This is a genomic window from Nocardiopsis alborubida, assembly GCF_012396365.1.
GTDB classification, from domain to species: domain Bacteria; phylum Actinomycetota; class Actinomycetes; order Streptosporangiales; family Streptosporangiaceae; genus Nocardiopsis; species Nocardiopsis alborubida.
Genome location: NZ_JAAXPG010000009.1, coordinates 1 through 15451, shown reverse-complemented (window position 1 = coordinate 15451; position 15451 = coordinate 1). Strand labels below are relative to the sequence as shown.

Annotated in this window: 20 protein-coding genes; 13 read left to right on the top strand and 7 right to left on the bottom strand. The window is 67.0% G+C overall.

Going from position 1 to position 15451, the window contains the following annotated elements:
* Positions 1-591 precede the first annotated feature (591 nt).
* Complete coding sequence (locus HGB44_RS11180; protein WP_061083245.1) at positions 592-1302, bottom strand: demethylmenaquinone methyltransferase; 711 nt, start codon at positions 1300-1302, stop codon at positions 592-594.
* Positions 1303-1501: 199 nt separating this feature from the next.
* Here HGB44_RS11180 and HGB44_RS11175 point away from each other — a divergent pair, with 199 nt between their 5' ends.
* The 8 genes from HGB44_RS11175 (at position 1502) to HGB44_RS31910 (ending at position 9331) form a co-directional block, all read left to right on the top strand.
* On the top strand, positions 1502-1795 hold the full coding sequence (locus tag HGB44_RS11175; RefSeq protein ID WP_061083246.1) for a hypothetical protein: 294 nt from the start codon (positions 1502-1504) through the stop codon (positions 1793-1795).
* A 34-nt stretch (positions 1796-1829) separates the two neighbouring features.
* Positions 1830-2201: a DUF6507 family protein gene (locus HGB44_RS11170; RefSeq protein ID WP_061083247.1), complete on the top strand. Its 372-nt coding sequence runs from the start codon at positions 1830-1832 to the stop codon at positions 2199-2201.
* A 150-nt stretch (positions 2202-2351) separates the two neighbouring features.
* Positions 2352-5651, top strand: coding sequence for a hypothetical protein (locus HGB44_RS31915; RefSeq protein ID WP_233458669.1), 3300 nt, complete (start codon positions 2352-2354; stop codon positions 5649-5651).
* The gene (locus HGB44_RS11160; protein WP_061083611.1) at positions 5648-6529 is read left to right on the top strand and encodes an immunity 49 family protein; all 882 of its coding nucleotides are present in this window, start codon (positions 5648-5650) and stop codon (positions 6527-6529) included. The genes HGB44_RS31915 and HGB44_RS11160 overlap by 4 nt, the downstream gene beginning before the upstream one ends.
* Before the next feature lie 53 nt (positions 6530-6582).
* Positions 6583-7044: an antitoxin YezG family protein gene (locus HGB44_RS11155; RefSeq protein ID WP_061083610.1), complete on the top strand. Its 462-nt coding sequence runs from the start codon at positions 6583-6585 to the stop codon at positions 7042-7044.
* A 146-nt stretch (positions 7045-7190) separates the two neighbouring features.
* On the top strand, positions 7191-8084 hold the full coding sequence (locus HGB44_RS11150) for an immunity 49 family protein (RefSeq protein WP_082768649.1): 894 nt from the start codon (positions 7191-7193) through the stop codon (positions 8082-8084).
* 153 nt (positions 8085-8237) lie between these two features.
* On the top strand, positions 8238-8816 hold the full coding sequence (locus tag HGB44_RS11145; RefSeq protein ID WP_061083609.1) for a hypothetical protein: 579 nt from the start codon (positions 8238-8240) through the stop codon (positions 8814-8816).
* Positions 8817-8854: 38 nt separating this feature from the next.
* Positions 8855-9331: an antitoxin YezG family protein gene (locus tag HGB44_RS31910; RefSeq protein ID WP_231972674.1), complete on the top strand. Its 477-nt coding sequence runs from the start codon at positions 8855-8857 to the stop codon at positions 9329-9331.
* Between the two features lie 48 nt (positions 9332-9379).
* Here HGB44_RS31910 and HGB44_RS11135 read toward each other — a convergent pair whose 3' ends face one another.
* Complete coding sequence (locus tag HGB44_RS11135) at positions 9380-9739, bottom strand: hypothetical protein (protein ID WP_061083612.1); 360 nt, start codon at positions 9737-9739, stop codon at positions 9380-9382.
* 11 nt (positions 9740-9750) lie between these two features.
* A complete protein-coding gene (locus tag HGB44_RS11130; RefSeq protein WP_210751493.1) occupies positions 9751-10323 on the bottom strand; it encodes an ATP-binding protein in 573 nt (190 codons plus the stop codon).
* A 198-nt stretch (positions 10324-10521) separates the two neighbouring features.
* On the opposite strand from HGB44_RS11130, the gene HGB44_RS11125 reads away from it, so the two are divergent.
* From HGB44_RS11125 to HGB44_RS11110, 4 genes are all read left to right on the top strand, one after another.
* Complete coding sequence (locus tag HGB44_RS11125) at positions 10522-11346, top strand: helix-turn-helix domain-containing protein (protein WP_061083607.1); 825 nt, start codon at positions 10522-10524, stop codon at positions 11344-11346.
* Positions 11333-11518 (top strand): DUF397 domain-containing protein, encoded by a 186-nt coding sequence (locus HGB44_RS11120; protein ID WP_061083606.1) that lies wholly within the window; start codon positions 11333-11335, stop codon positions 11516-11518. Before HGB44_RS11125 ends, HGB44_RS11120 begins: the two co-directional genes overlap by 14 nt.
* 206 nt (positions 11519-11724) lie before the next feature.
* Entirely contained in the window at positions 11725-12282 is a 558-nt protein-coding gene (locus HGB44_RS11115; RefSeq protein ID WP_061083605.1) for a hypothetical protein, read from the top strand.
* The gene (locus tag HGB44_RS11110; protein WP_061083604.1) at positions 12279-12785 is read left to right on the top strand and encodes an ATP-binding protein; all 507 of its coding nucleotides are present in this window, start codon (positions 12279-12281) and stop codon (positions 12783-12785) included. Before HGB44_RS11115 ends, HGB44_RS11110 begins: the two co-directional genes overlap by 4 nt.
* 40 nt (positions 12786-12825) lie before the next feature.
* Here the strand turns inward: HGB44_RS11110 and HGB44_RS11105 are convergent, their stop codons facing one another.
* On the bottom strand, positions 12826-13191 hold the full coding sequence (locus HGB44_RS11105; protein ID WP_061083603.1) for a DUF1330 domain-containing protein: 366 nt from the start codon (positions 13189-13191) through the stop codon (positions 12826-12828).
* A 187-nt stretch (positions 13192-13378) separates the two neighbouring features.
* Between HGB44_RS11105 and HGB44_RS11100 the strand changes: the two genes are divergently transcribed.
* Positions 13379-13573 (top strand): hypothetical protein, encoded by a 195-nt coding sequence (locus HGB44_RS11100; RefSeq protein WP_061083602.1) that lies wholly within the window; start codon positions 13379-13381, stop codon positions 13571-13573.
* A 59-nt stretch (positions 13574-13632) separates the two neighbouring features.
* Here HGB44_RS11100 and HGB44_RS11095 read toward each other — a convergent pair whose 3' ends face one another.
* From HGB44_RS11095 to HGB44_RS11085, 3 genes are all read right to left on the bottom strand, one after another.
* Positions 13633-14091 (bottom strand): hypothetical protein, encoded by a 459-nt coding sequence (locus HGB44_RS11095; protein WP_168444009.1) that lies wholly within the window; start codon positions 14089-14091, stop codon positions 13633-13635.
* A 262-nt stretch (positions 14092-14353) separates the two neighbouring features.
* A complete protein-coding gene (locus tag HGB44_RS11090) occupies positions 14354-14803 on the bottom strand; it encodes a hypothetical protein (RefSeq protein ID WP_168444008.1) in 450 nt (149 codons plus the stop codon).
* Between the two features lie 50 nt (positions 14804-14853).
* Entirely contained in the window at positions 14854-15306 is a 453-nt protein-coding gene (locus tag HGB44_RS11085) for a hypothetical protein (RefSeq protein WP_168444007.1), read from the bottom strand.
* Between the last annotated feature and the right edge of the window lie 145 nt (positions 15307-15451).

Below are 15451 nucleotides of genomic sequence, written 5' to 3'. Positions count from 1 at the left end.
CCTGCGGGATGGACCCGCTCACGGGGGGAGTTGTATGGGTGCTGTGGGGAGTCCGTTATGTCCGACATAGAGGCATGTGTCCTATACCTCCCAGACTTGTGAAGCACTTCACAAGCCTCTTTTCGGCAGTCTAGACCCTCCCGGAGTCCGAGGCGAGTCCCAGGGGGGTATTCAGACGGCCTGCTATCAAAGGGGACATAGGCCCCCAGAAGGCTTCACGGGCCCCGAACTGCGTCACTCTCCGTCAGAGCCCCAGATCAGAATGGTGAGCGCCGCCTCAGGCATCACACGGGCAACACGAAAATCCCGAGGAGCGGGGTGCTCCTCGGGATTACGGAATCCTTATGCCTGATGTGCTCCGGCCGCGCGCGGGCGTGCGGTGGGGCCACGGGACCCGCAGGGGTCCGCGGCAGCGGGCGCACGGTGAGCCCACAGGGATCCGCAGGGGTTTCGGCGGCGCGGGAGAGGGACGGCCTTCCCGGCGTGATCTTGCTACTGGAGTCGAGTTCGCAGCCGACTTTGACTCCAGTAGCAAGATCACCGCAGGTGGGGACCCCACGTTTCCCACCGGCCACACTTGCGGTGGGGCCGCTACTCGTCGCGGAAACCGCGGTGCAGGGCGACGATCCCCGTCGACAGGTTGCGCCAGGCCACCCGCGACCAGCCCGCGCCCTGGAGGCGGCGCGCCAGCTCGGGCTGCTTGGGCCAGGCCATGATCGACTCGGACAGGTAGTCGTAGGAGTCGCCGCTGCCGGACACCATGCCCGCGATCTTGGGCAGGGCGCCCATGAGGTAGGTGGAGTAGAGCCGGTCCACGAACTCGACCGGGATGTGGCTGAACTCGCAGATGACCAGCCGCCCGCCGACCTTGGTGACCCGCCGCAGCTCGCGCAGCGCCTGGTCCACGTCGTTGACGTTGCGCAGGCCGAAGGAGATCGTGACCGCGTCGAAGGTCTCGTCGGCGAAGGGCAGGTGCAGGGCGTCGCCCGCCACGAAGGTCACGCCGCCCCGGGAGGCTCCCCCGCGCCGCCGCACTCCCGCGCGGAGCATGCCGAGGGAGAAGTCGCAGGCCACCACGCGGGCGCCCTTCCTGACGAAGGACTCCGAGGAGGTGCCCGTGCCCGCCGCCAGGTCCAGGACGAGTTCGCCGCTGTAGGCGTCGACCGCGTTGACCGCGGCCTTGCGCCAGACGCGGTCCTGGCCCAGCGAGATGACGTCGTTGACGAGGTCGTACCTGTCGGCGATGCCGTCGAACATCGCCGCGACGTCCTGGGGCTGCTTGTCGAGTTTGGCGCGGGTCATGGGCACAAGACTAAGGGTGCGGCCCGAGCGCCCCGACCCCGCGGGCCCGTACGGGGCGGACTCCGTGGCGCGAAACGGACAACCCCTGGGCAGACCGACTGTCCGCGCGCGAGAATAAGGTGTGCGCGAGGTTTCCCGAACCACCGAGGGCCTTCGGACGTCACAACGGACGGACACGGTCGGCCGAGAGGGGGAGTACGTGAAGTTCGATCTGGTGGAGCCGAGCGACGAACAGGCCGTCGTCGACGAGGAGCGGCCCGAGGACCCCCGCGAGGGGGCCGCCCGCGGCGTCCACCCCAGGCTCGTCATGGCCTCCGCGCGGATGCGCTCCCGGATCCGGGACGACCTCGCCTCCCTGAACGCGTCCCTGGGCATGCTCAACGAGCAGATCCAGGCCGTCCAGCACCGGGAGGGTTCCGCTGCCGCGGACACGGACGCGGCGCCGCCCGCGAACTTCCGCTCGGGCGCCTTCTCCCGCCCCAGCGACTCCTGAAGCCCCCCGAAGCCCCGGAGAGGAGAGGATCCCGATGTCCAAGTGGAACATCCAGCCCGCTGATGTGGGCGCCGTGCTGACCAGCGTCGCCGGGCACATCGGCGAGGAGGGCGGCAGCGACGGTCTCGTCGGCGCCATGACCTCCGCCGAGAGCCTGATCACGGAGATCAGCACGGAGGCGGACAGCGCGCCCGTCAGCGTCGCGCTGGGCGAGTTCGCCGAGCACAACTTCGGTCTCATGGGCGACATGGCCGGGCTGACCGTGAGCGCCGTGACCGGGGCCAGTGAGGCCACCACGCACTACTTCAACGGCAACACGGAGATGGCCGCCGAGGCGCAGGCCAACGCGGGCGTGGTCCCCGAGCCCGAGCCGCCCCAGCAGTACGGACCCCACGCGCCCGTGTAGCGGGCCCCGTCCGCACGGAAGACCCCGCGCTCCGCCCCCTCCCCTCCCCCGGCCCCCCAGCCCCCGGAGACCCCGGAGACCCCGGAGACCCCCGACGACCCCACCCTCCCTCCCTCCGGTTCCTCAGATGGAGACACCCCTGTGACCGAGATGTGCGTCCCCACGGGCGGCGTGATCGACCCCCGAAACTTCCCCGTCCCCACCGCGAGTCCCGCCACCCTGGAGAGGCAGGCCAGGGACCTGCGCCGGGAGGGGTCCAACGTCGCCGGGATCGGCGGCGACATCAAGAGCGCCTGGGCAGGGCTCTCCTCCTGCTACTCCGCTCCCGAGGCCGAGACCCTGTACGCGGTGGTCGACCCGGTGGCCACCGACGGCGACAAGGTGGAGACCTCCTTCGACAAGGCCGCGAGCGCGCTGGAGACCTTCGCCGAGGCCGTCCGTGACATCCAGGCCAAGTGGACCACGCTCACGAGCGACGCCAACACCTTCCGCAACTCGATCGAGGGCGACGACGACTGGCGCGAGGCCGACGGGTTCTTCAACAGCCTCCTGGGCCGCGAGAGCGACAAGGTCGAGGAGCACCAGGCTCTGCTCGACCGCGCGGACGCGCTGCGGCGGGAGTTCGAGGCCGCCGAGATCGCGTGCGCCAACGCCATCAACGCCGGGATCCCCGACCGCACCAACTTCGTCGCGGGCGACGGCGACGGGGAGTCCGCGCCGGGCGTGTTCGAGCACGGCTACGACGGCTACCTCGGCGACGTCGCCATGGCCTGGGGCGGTCCCATGGAGACCGACCACGGCTGGTGGATCGACGCGGGGGCCGCTGTGGGCGACTTCTTCGTGGGGATCGCCGAGGACGTCGGCGGGATCACCGGGATGTACAGCTCCGAGGGCTGGTTCGAGATGTCCTGGGGCGACGCTATGTGGGAGTACCACGAGGGCAACCTCCAGTCGCTGGCCTCGCTGGCGGGCATGTACGACTCCGAGAACGACAGCTGGGGCTGGTCGGGCTGGGACACCGTCGGCAACGCCTGGAAGGACGCCGCGCACGCGGTGGTGCCCTGGGAGGAGTGGGGCGAGCGGCCCGGCTACGTCATCGGGACCGCCCTGCTCAACATCGGCGCGACCGTGGGCGGCGCCGTCCTGACCGCGACCGGCGTGGGCGCGGTCGTGGGCGTGCCGCTGATGGCCTGGCGCGGTTCGGCCATGCTCAACAGGATGGGCGGGGACGGGCCGAGCGTCCCCGACGTGGACGTGCCGGACATGAGCCGGATCAACCTGAGCCTGCCCCGGTTCGGCAACGTCTCCCTGGCGGATCTCAGGATCGACCTGGGCCAGCTCCGGGAGGGCGCTTTCAGTGCCACGCGGCTGTCGGAGATGCAGAACCTGCTGAGCCGGTTCACCGGCGGAGGCTTCTTCGGCGGCGGGGACAACCCGGGCGGCAACGGCTCCGGCGGCGACGGGAACGGTAACGGCTCCGAGGGCTCCAACGCCCAGCGCGTCGCGAACCACCACGGCGACGGGGAGGGCGACCCCGCCGGCACCCGCCCCGCCGTGCACCCGACCACGCGCCAGCTCGACGACAGCCAGGAGCTCCTGGAGCTGCTGGCCTCCCACCCGGACTTCGCCGAGCTGGGCGACACCGGCCGCCGGATCCTCGGCGAGCAGGGCGACGGCACCGACGCCTCCCGGCCGAACCGTCCCGGGCGGTCCGACGTGGAGGAGCTGGGCCTGGACCCGTCCCTGGAGGCGGTGTTGAGCGACATGAGAGCGCACGCCTCGGACTACCCGGCGTGGGAGGCCAACCAGTCCCCGGACGGCCCGGAGTCTGGGAGGGTTCCCGCCCTCGTCGGCGGCGGGAACAACGACACGTTCGACGCCCAGGCCGATGCGCCCCGTCCAGACACGGTCATCGGCGATCGCAGCGTCATCGACGTCGCGGGCCTCGACGACCTCGGCGACGGGTTCGACGGAGCCTTCGGCGACCGGTTCGACGCCGACGGCCCGCGGATGAGCAACACCATGCCGGAGGTCACCAACCGGGACGGCAACGGTGGTGACCCGCTGGACACCGACGGGAACTCCCCCGGCGGCACGGACGTCCTGGACCGGCCCGGCGACGGCGGCACCAGTACAGGCGGCGAAGGCGGAGGCGACCGGCCGGGCGTCCCGGGCACGCCCGTGCTCAACGGGGACGGAACCTCCGGCGACCGGGATGGCGACAACGGCGGGGAGAACAACGGCCCGACGAACGCGGACGAGTTCAGGACCCACTCGTGGGGGGACAGGAACGACCCCGCCAACCAGCAGCAGCTCCTCGACGATCTCCGACGGCTCCTCAACGAGCGTCAGGGCAACCGCGAGTACAACGACTTCTACCGGGAGTTCTACAAGGAGAACAACGGTCACCGGAAGCGGGCTGACACCGTGGTCGGCGCGGAGAACTGGGAGCTCCCCCGGATCAGCCGGGCCGACAACGGTGACTGGGTTCCGCTGAAGCCCGCGGAAGCGCCTGATTACCTGGGTGACAAGACCGAGGTCCGCCTCGACAACCCAAACTTCATGCCGGAGAGGGGGAACAACCTCTCAGCCGAGGAGGCGGCGCGAATCGACACGGAGATCGCCCGACGCGAACACCTCCGGACCGAGCTGGGCGGACTCGACAGCCTGGCGGAGGACCGCCGCGCGGCCATCATCAAGGACATCGAGGCCAAGAAGCACCTGGACGCGATGGAGGAGCTGCACGGCAAGTTCAAGGAGAACGGACCCAACCACCCCCGGGTGGAACAGGCCAAGCAGGACTACCGGAACACGCACACTGATGCCACCGAACTCTCCGAAGAGTTCGGTGAGAGGACCGCCAGGATCGGTGCGCATTTCGAGTTCAACGGCGATGTCATCAGGGATAACGACGGCAAGCCGGTGATGGCGCACGATGTCGACTCCAACGGCAACACCATCCTCGAGAACGGTCAGCCCAAGCTGGTCGAGCTGAGGCCGAACCTCGAAGGGGCGACCGAGATCCCGGCCTCGCCGTTCGCCCCGGAGAACGGAAACCACCAGTTCGACCAGATCTACCGCACCGTGGACGGCGACTTCGTCATCGTCGAGGCCAAGAGCAGCACCAGGACCGAACTAGGCGAACGCGAGATCAAGGTGCCCGGTGAGGATCCGCGTCTGGTGAGCCAGGGCACGCGAGCCTACCTGGAGGACATCCTCAAGAAGATGGAGGAGAGGGGTAAAAAGCCGGGAAACATCCAAGAACTCATGCTCGCCGATGAAATCCGGGAGAAACTCAAGCAGGGTCGCGTCGTCTACACGGTGTTCAAGGGTGACCCCGTGGACTCCTACCAGCTGAACGAAAAAGGCGAACGGGAGTGGACCGGGGAGTCCACTGCCAACGGCTACGATCATCGCATCTTCGACCTGTCAGATAAGGAGGCCTCGTGACCGTCCACGTCTCCCGGCACGAACTGGACCACGGAGTGGACCAGGACCTCATCGCGTACCAGACCAATCGTCGTGCGAAGTTGGTCAGCAGGTTGGAGCAGGACTGCTCCAACATCGACCTGGACCTCTACCCCATCTTCGACGCAGCGCAGACGAGGCTCCTGCTGGACCCCGAGGCCGCGGAAGTGGAGACTTGGGAGGCGTGGACCGTCGCGATGCAGGTCCACAGCGCTGTCTTCGCCGTCTCCGAGGCGGAGAAGGGGGCACAGGTCGCGTACCTGATCGACCATGAGGTCCGTGCGCTCACGGCACCCGGGATGCTCCACTGCGCCGACCCTGCCACGTGGGAGAAGGCGTTCTACCTGGCGGTCGTCTGCCGCGACAACGCCCGCGCCGACGCCCTGTGCCGCGTCCCCGTGGAACACCTGCGCCGCGCGGCCGAGGGCGCAAAGGTGCGGTACAACGAGTACACCTACCACTGGATCGCCGCTCTCCAGGCCTACGTCAACGGCACCGACAACCTGGTGAGTGAGCTGCGGTCGGCCATGGAACAGTCCTCTCCCCGCAGCGGCGCCTTCGGAGGCGAAGCCCTTGATCTGCTGATCTTCCCGAAGATGGAGGTCTTCCGCCGTCTGCTGATGGGAGACTCCACCAAGTTCAACGAAGCCCTCGTCTTCGCCCTGGAAAGCTTCAAGCGGTACAACACCACCGAGGAGGCTCAGGCCGGGGTCCAGGGCATCGTCCCGCTCGGGCTGCTGGCATGGGCCTGCCTGGCCTACGACAAGTCCCAACGCGGCGACTTCTCCCTCGACGTGGAGTCGGAGTACCTGCCCAAACACCTCGTACAGCGATCCTGGTACGGCGAGTTCCCCGTCTAGGCACCTACGGCGGAATCCGGGGAACCGCCCCGGCTGCGGAGGACAACCGAGCGATGAGCCATTTCCAGCGCGGGCATCTGGGACCGGAAGAGCAGCAGAAGGTCCTCACGCAGATCGGTGGACGCATCCTCGATGAAGCCCCCGAAGGATGGACACGAATCGTCTACACGGAAAAGGCGGTTATCGACCATTCGACCGGCTTGATCATCGTCGAGTTCGGGGACGGGACGACCCGTCGGAAATCTCCTCCATCCGGCATGGGCATGATGATCGACGACCTCAGGGCGGGGATGTACCAGGAGGGCAAGGGCACCTGGTTCTCCTTCGAGTACGTCATCACCCCGCCCGGCAGGTTCAACGTCACCTACAACTACGACGAGGACCCCGGCATCACCTTCCCCACCGCCTTCGGCTTCACCAACGACCTGGTCTACTTCCCGCGCGACGAGGAGTACATGACCGACTGGCTCCGCGAGAAACTCCGGGAAGAGGCCGAGGGCCGGGCAATGGAATAAACATTCTGTTTCTTGCTTCGGCCGTGTCCTGCGGGACGCGGCCGAAGGAACCCCGTTTCATATCCGTGTCGATGAACGGCTACGGGCGGTGCAAGCAGTTCGGCGAGCCTCTGTCACCAGATTTTCGACTTGTCCGAGAAGGCTTCATGAACACTTATGTGCCCCGGCACGACCTGAACCGCGAGCCCGAGGAAGAGATTTGGGAGCTGAACAAGCTCAATCGCGAAGCTTGGTCGGCTCGGTTGGACACCGAGGACGCCAGCACCATCTACTTCTCCCTGACCACGCTCTACCTGAACGCGATGTACAGCGTCCATTCGGACCCTGATGCGGCTCAGGTGGACACCTGGGAGGCCTGGACCACAGCGATGCAGATGTACCATGCCATGTTCGCGATGACCACCAACCCGCCGGGCACCGAACTCGAACTCATGGTCAACCACCAGGTTCGACACCCCCAAGCCACCGGGCCGCGTTACTGCACCAACGCCAGCAACTGGCTCACGGCTTTCTTCCTCGCCGTCGTCTGCCGCGACCAGCAGCGCTACCGTCAACTGTGCGAGATCCCCGTCGACCGCCTGCGCGAGGCCGGGGAGAGCGAGGGGACCCAGTACAACCCCTTCACCTACCACTGGATCTCCGCCCTCCAGGCCTTCGTCCTCAACCGCCCCGGTTTGGGCGAGGAACTCCTGGCCGCGATGGAACTATCCGCCCCCGACCGAGTGGACATCGGCTCTCCCGAACTGATGGAGATGATCGTCTTCCCCCCGATGAACACCTTCCTGCGCCTGGTCGAGCGCGACACCGAGAAGTTCAACGACGCCCTCGCCCAAGGCCTGGAGCTGTTCCGCACCTACCAGACCTCCGACGCCGAACGCACCAGAGACATCGAAGGGGTCGTGTCCCTGCCCCTGCTCGCCCTGGCCTGCCTGGCCTACGACACCGATCAGGTCGACTCGGTCTTCCGCCTGGAGGTCGAGTCCGGTTACCTGCCCAAGCACCTCGTGCAGCGATCCTGGTACGGCGAGTTCCCCGTCTGAGCCAGCATGAGCGATTGAAGGGCCGGGCCCCTCGGCGCACGGGGCCGTCCGCGTTCCCCTGCCCGTCGCGGATTGTCCCTGTCAGACGAGACGATCAACGCGGAAACGGCGCGGTTACGGTCTTCGGAGAGCCGCAGGCACGGGAGCGGAGGGATGCACCAGATCGTGGGCGAACACGTGGTGGCACTCTCCCTACGCGTGCAGGCGATCCGATGGAACGAGAAGTCCCTGTTCCGGAGGTCGCAGGGACGGCTCCTCCAGGAGTACCTGCGAAGATCGGCGTTGTGGAGGCTGGAACTCGGCTGCGGAGGGTGGCCCTTCCACGACATCGCCCTCACGGTGGATCCCGGGGTCCGCGCCCCTCAGAACGTGGTCGACCGGACCCTGGCCTCATTCTCAGGCCATGGGACCTTCTACACGGCCCGCACCGTCGAGTGGGCACTGCACTTCGCCGCGCTCAAGGACTCCGAGCAGGAGCTGCCGGACCTTGCCGACCCCTTCTTCCCCCTCCTGCTCGTGTACGAGCGGGGCGATTCCGTCAACCTCGACTACGCGGGTTCCATCGAGGTGGGCGGAGTCCACGTCCCACGGGGCGTGCCCGAACGCTACGCCCGCACAGCACCACTGACCGACTTCAGCGAGGGTTCCCTGAACGCCATGGACCAGCGTGAACGGAACCGGAAACAGCGCGGCGGCGGAGACGGCGTCGGCGCTCACGATGGGAAGACATGACCTCGCCACGGCAACCAGACCCGGAGAACAACCGCCTGATGCGGCCTTTCAGGCGCGGGCACCTGGACCCGCAGAAGCAGCATGAGATCCTCACCGAGCTCGGGCAGGAGATCGTGCGCTCCCTCCCCGACACCTGGACCGAGATCGCTTACACCGCGCGTGCCATCGTGAGTTACCGCGAGGAGTTGATGCTCGTGCGCCACGATGACGGCCGTTCGGAACGGGCGGATATCCCGATAGGAACCACGCTAAAGCTCGGCGAGTTGCGCAGGGGGATGTACCAGGAAGGAAAGGGGACCTGGTTCTCCATGAAGATCACCGTCACACGCCCCGGGAAGTTCACGACGGAGTTCGACTACGACAACGAACCCGGGTTCCTGTTCCACTCCGGAGACGGTGACTACGTCCGGGAGCTGAGGCAGTTCCCCCGCGACGAGGAGCACGTCCCCGCCTGGCTCCGTGAGAAGGTCCGTGCGAGGCCCGGAGCAAAGAGCGAAGGCCGGGCCACGGGCTGAACGCCGCAGCTCGCGGAACCCGGCATACGCCGTCCCACCGCACCACCCTCATCCCCCGGCCGTGCTCGGCGGGCGCGGCCGGGGGACCCCAGCGATGCGGCCGCCGTCGGCGGGCAGCGGGCACGGGTGGCGCATCGGACGGATCGAGGACCACGCGCACCCCGCGACCGGGCAGCTCCAGTACCCGCCGGCGGCCCCCGCCACCTCGCGTTCCACCTCCCGCAACCGCTCCACCAACCCCGCCGGGGACGGCGCGCCCTGCCACGGCACGGCCTCCGGCCCCAGGTAGAAGGCCGCGTAGGCCCGCATCGACGGACTCCACATGACCGTCCACAGCCGCCCGCACCGCCGGTCGAGCACGCGCGCGGCCTCGCACCGGTCCAGGTCGTCGGCGTGGTTCCAGCCCACCTCCGCCGCCCTCACGACCGCGTGCGCGGCCGGTCCAGCTCGAACCACACCGTGGTGCGGCCCCCGTCGTGGAGGGTCCCCCACCGGCTGGACTCCGTGGCCACCATGCGCAGGCCCCATCCGCCCACGGCACCTGGCTCACCCACGCCGCCTGTCTCTCCCGTCCCACCCGGCACGACCACCCCGACGGGTACCACCGGCACCACCGGGCGCAGGTGCGGCGAGGAGGCGCCCGCGTCGCGCGGGCCCTGGTCGATCACCTTGATCTGGACCCGGCCGGGGAACCGGTTCACGACCACGGTGACCTCGCCGCCCGCCTCCCCGCTGCGCGAGTGGGCGACGGCGTTGTTGAACAGCTCGCTGGCCAGGGTCAGAGCCGTGTCCGCGAGCGAGTCCGGCAGCACCGCGGCCAGACGCCCGCGCAGCACACGCGCTTGGTCCGCCGTCCCCGGCAGCCTCAGCGCGTGGTTCGGGTGGTGCTGCGATATCCGGCCCAGCACGATCGGCGCCCGCGCCTCCGGGTCGACCACCCGCCGCGGCAACGGGTCGGAATGGCGATTGATGCCGCTTTTACCAGGGTTCATACGAATCACTGCGCCCACCTGAATTCCCTTTCCCCGACACCGCGCCCACTGCGGCGCGCGGCACCACCATGGACAAAGGCCGTTCGGGCGCGCCAGGGATATCACCGAACGGTCACACTTCGTCGTTCCCCGCCCTATCGGGTCGCGCCCGGGTCTTGCATGGGTGATGACGGTGATAGCGCGGAAATGGGAGTCGTCATGGCACGCAAGGTGGACCCCAGGCGTGTGCGCCTGGGCAAGAAGGTCAGGAACGTGCGTGACTCGGTGGGGATGACGCAAACTCAGGTGTCCCGGGCGTTGCGGGTGATGCAGTCCACCGTGTCGTCCTGGGAGTGCGGCAAGCGCAGGCTGCCCGCCGACCGGGCGGAGGAACTCGACGAGCTGTTCGGCTCCTCCGGTGCGATAAAGCAGGCCTGGAACACCGCGAACGCGCCCGACGCACTACCGCCCTGGTACACCGAGGTCGGCCAGTTGGAGCGCGAGGCGATCGAGCTGCGCGAGTACCAGCCGGTGATCTTCCCGGGTCTGGTGCAGTGCGAGTCCTACACCAGGAACCTCCTCACCGACAGCGCCCCGTGGTTCTCCGCGGAGGAGATCAAACAGATGGTCACCCTGCGGATGGAGCGCCAGCAGATCCTGAAGGGCGACAACCCGCCGCTGGTGTCGGTCGTGGTGGAGGAGGCCGTGCTCCGCCGCAACGTCAGGGGCGGCCGGAAGGTCCTGGGCGAGCAGATCGCACGGGTCCAGGCCCTGATCGACGAGGAGAGGATCCGCTTCCAGGTCATCCCCGCCGACACCGAGTGCCACCCGGGCGGTTCCGGTCCCTTCCGGCTCTACACCTTCCCCGACAGGCACACGGTCGCCTCGGCGGAGCACATGGAGGGCGAGCAACTCATGGATGACATGATGCAGGTGCAGCACTGCGCGACGCTCTTCGGCGTTCTCCAGTCGGAGGCGATGTCGCCCCGTGCGAGCCGGGATCTGATCAGGAAGGCCAAGGAAGAACTCGATGGCAAAGCGTGAGCCCCACTGGCACAAGAGCAGCTACAGCGGCGCTTCGGGAAGCTGCGTCGAGGTGGCCGAGGGGCAGACGGTCCTCGTCCGCGACACCCAGAACCGCGAACTCGGCCACCTCGGCTACACCCCCGAGGCCTGGACCGCGTTCCTGAGCTGCACCTCCCTCACAAACTCCTAAATACTGGACATAACAACGGCCGACCAGCATTCTGGTCGGCCGTTTCCACATTTCCCTCCACATTACTCCCCAGTATTTTGGCATTCCACTCCCACCACCCCTTATCCTCTCTCTCGAACACACAACCCAAATGACCCCGCGACGGATGTAACCGTCCGGGGCCGTGGCCAGCAACTTCCATCCCTTTAGCAACAAGGACTGCTAGCATGCGCCAGTTTAGCGCTGCCCTTCTCAGCCGTGCCCTCGGCCCGCTGATCGCCTTCCTCTCCGCGCCCTGCGGACGCCACTCCACGGTGGCCGGTCGCCGCCGACGCCGCTCCACCCGCGTCCGCCGCTACGTTCCCGAGGCCCCGCCCGTCTCCGCTTCCGAGCCCGCCATGCCGAGGCTGGCCCCCGCGCGCGAGGTCATCACGGCCGAGGACGTGGCCCTGGTCCGCCCCTACTTCGCCGCCCACGAGCGCCTGACCGCCTCCGCCGCGCCCCGCGTCCCCGCGCCCCGGAGTTCAGAACCCGCTTCCGATGCGGACGAGGTCCGGCGCGCGTTCGCCCTCGTCCAGGAACGCGCCGCCGCCCTCCTCCAGCAGTGGCGGGAGGACCCCGGCGGCGACCTGCTCGGCGAACCCGCTCCCCGCTTCGGCGTCATGCGCCCCACCAGGCCCACCAAGCCCGCCACGCCCACCAAACCCACCCGCTACGCCGAGTGGGACGAACTGGCCTCCCTCGTCCGGATATGGGACGAGCAGCGACAGGGGGTTCCGGCATGACCGCCTCCGGCCTCGACTCCGCCGTCCGCCGCGCCCACGTCCACTGGGAGCACCGCGTCTACCCCGGTTCACTGTCCCGGCTCTCCGAGGTCCGCGCCGACCTGGCCCGCGACCTGTCCGGGTTCGATCCCGACTTGGTGGACACGCTCACGCTGGTCACCAGCGAGCTGTTCGCCAACTGCTGCAAGTACACCGATTCGGGCCGGCCAGACGGCGAGATCCTGCGCGCGCTGTCGATGCCCGATCCGGCCACCCTGCGCGTGGGCCTGTCCGACTGCGGCGGCGGGGGCGGCGTTCCGGCCGTCCCGCACCAGCGCACCGCCGACGAGTGGGACTGGGCCGAGGGGCAGCGCGGCCTGCTCCTGGTCGAGAACCTGTCCGCCGCCTGGGGCCACTACCGCCTCGCGCCCTGGGCCGACCTGGGCACCCACGTGTGGGCCGTCTTCCCCGTGGAGCCGGTCGCGGTGCCGCCCGGTTTGCGCTCCTTCGTGTTCACCCGCTGACCGCGCCGGGCGGACGGGAGCCCGCACCCCGTCCGCCCGGCTACCGGCCCCAGGGAACGGTCGGCTGGAGTACGGCCTCGCTCAGGGCCTCGGTGCGCAGGTGGGTGATCCTCTGGTACTCCGGATCGGCGACCATGCGGCTGAACGCATCCCGGCTGGGGTAGCGCACGAGCAGCACCGCGTCCCAGGCCTGCCCTTCGTCGGCCACCAGGGGCGACGCGCCGTCACCGGCGTAGAGCAGTTCGGCCCCGTAGCGCTTCAGGAACCCGCCCGCCCGCCGTGAGTACTCCTCGTACGAGGGGCGGCCGTCCGGCTTGAACCGGAGCAGGTTGAGCATGACGACCGGGCCGCCGGGGTCCTCGTCCACCAGGCGTGCGAGATCCGGTCCCGAGGGGTCGACTGCCATCGGTGCCTCCTTGGCCATCGTCTTCCGTGCCGCGAGTGGCAGAAGTCTAGGTGTGCCACGCCCCTTTTGCATACCGTCCGGTTGGTATCTCATGCGAGCGCCGCAGCCGGAGACCGCCGCGGCCCCGGCTCCAGCCGTGGGACGCCATGGCCCCTGGCCGGTGCGGTCCGCGTGCGATCATCGCGTTGTGTCAGAGAACAAGGAGGTCCGGGAGCTGCTGGACCGCGCGACCGCGTGGCGCCGGGCGACGGCGCGGGTGATCGAAACGGCGCGCTTCGGCGGCCGGAAGTTCCGCGCCGACGAGTGGACCACCGGCGTCTACCACCTCGCCCCGCGCGGCTGGCTCCGTGTGCACTCCCACACCACTCCGGCCGAGGACTGATGTTCCGTCGCTCAGCCCGCCGCGTTCCACAGTCAGCGCCGAAATCCGGAGCTTCCTGATCACATCGGAAACCGAGAAACAACAGCTCCCGGAAGCTCAGGAACCGGGATCTCGACATCGGTCACCCTGAGCGCGTCACCATCGTGCTCGGGCTCGTGGAGACGTGCGTACGCCACCTCACCGCGAGGCGTGGCCACTTTCCACAGGCTGGGGATATTCTCCGCAGGCGGGAAAAGAACAGCGGTCGCGAGCGCACCGGCCAGATCCAGGGACAGCCGCTCCTCGCTCGGCGGTGACGGCACGCCATCGGCCACGAAGACGCTCAAGCCCCATGAGAGGTCCCCGTTCCGCGGCGAGTAGTCAGTGAACACCTTCGCGTCCCAGACGCGCGCCCCATGGTCGTCCTCATGCCCCACGTCAACGTCCTTCAAGGAAACACCGAGCGCTCCGGCGAGGGCCTCCTTCAACCGGCCCAGGTCAACGCTCCCGACCAGCAACGGATTGTACAGCACAGACACAGAAGGCGGCCTTACTCCCCATCACCAGAGGGGCTCTGCTGCTGACGGACCTGGTACTGACGAAGTTTCTTACGAAGCCAGACAGGAATGTTCTCCCCATCCCTGGGATGGTGTCGATAGTCGTTCGCATAGCACTCCGGATCCAAAGCGCCGAAAAGAATTTTATTATCGAAGTATGCGCACTCGAATTTTAGATTGATCTTCTTCCCGGGGGCTATCTGAGCATCTCGTCGAGCCCAAACTCCATGGAATTCTGAGGCCCTTAGCCTTTCCCGGCCTGTTCGATCTCAAGTTGGAGCCAACCTGGGATAAACTCACTTTCCCTTGGAAATGACTCGAGATCTTGAACGAAAGCTTCCAGGGATGGTGAAAAATCAAAATCTACTTCATCATAGCTGTACTCCGCCCTGTAATCTCCCGACGGAGAGATTGTGTAACGCATCCCATGCCAAGCACCCCTGCTTTCTTGGTACATACCGGAACGCAACTTTCTCACCGATTGCATCACAACCAGAGGAGCACGCCCCTTTTCCGCCTCCCGGTCACCGTATACCACTTCCAAATCTTCTTCCAAATAGCTCTCGATTAGGTTGACAGTGTACTTTACTTCACGCCAGCCATCCCCCAGCACTGCCAGGATCTCTCCCCCAATTTGTTGAAGGATCCACTCCTGTTCAATAGGCCCCAAGGAAGTTCGCCCAGACTCTGCCATTTGCTCCCTTTCGGATAAATTTCCTCGGCACGTTCGAGCAAAAAATCATCCTAATCTTGCTTCCCCCTCCCCATCAGCCTGGCCTCCCTCAGCTTTTGCATCAACCATTCAGGGATCTCATCGACAAGGCGAGGAAAATAATGCATATCTTCATAGAAGCTTCGAGGGCCGATGGGATTTTGAAAGACAGGAGGAACGTCGTACTCAAAATCTGTTTCAGAGACCCCGGTGGGTTCGACCACAGTCCAAGCGTTGTACCAGGTGCCCTTGCCACGCTGGTGCATGCCGGTTCGTAGCTTGTTGTAGAGAACGCCAACGTCGGGAGGGAGGGGGACCAACTCAGTGGAACCGTCCGCCCTTGTCTTCTCAGCTCGAAGAGAGGACACGCTGACAAGACCGGAGAACCTGATCTTTACATCCGTCCAGCCTTCATCGCGGTTCTCACGAAGCACCAAATCAACGATACTTTGCAGGATCTCATTCTGCTCTTCAAGACTCATCATCAAACATCCCCGAGCCGATATTAAGAAATTCATAAGTTCCCGTAGTTACTTTATGCCTTTCGGGTATAATTTTCTGTATGGCGAAGAAAGGGCGCCGGGCCACGGAGGAAGAGCGGGAGTTGGCGATCCGGCTCATCGAGTCCGG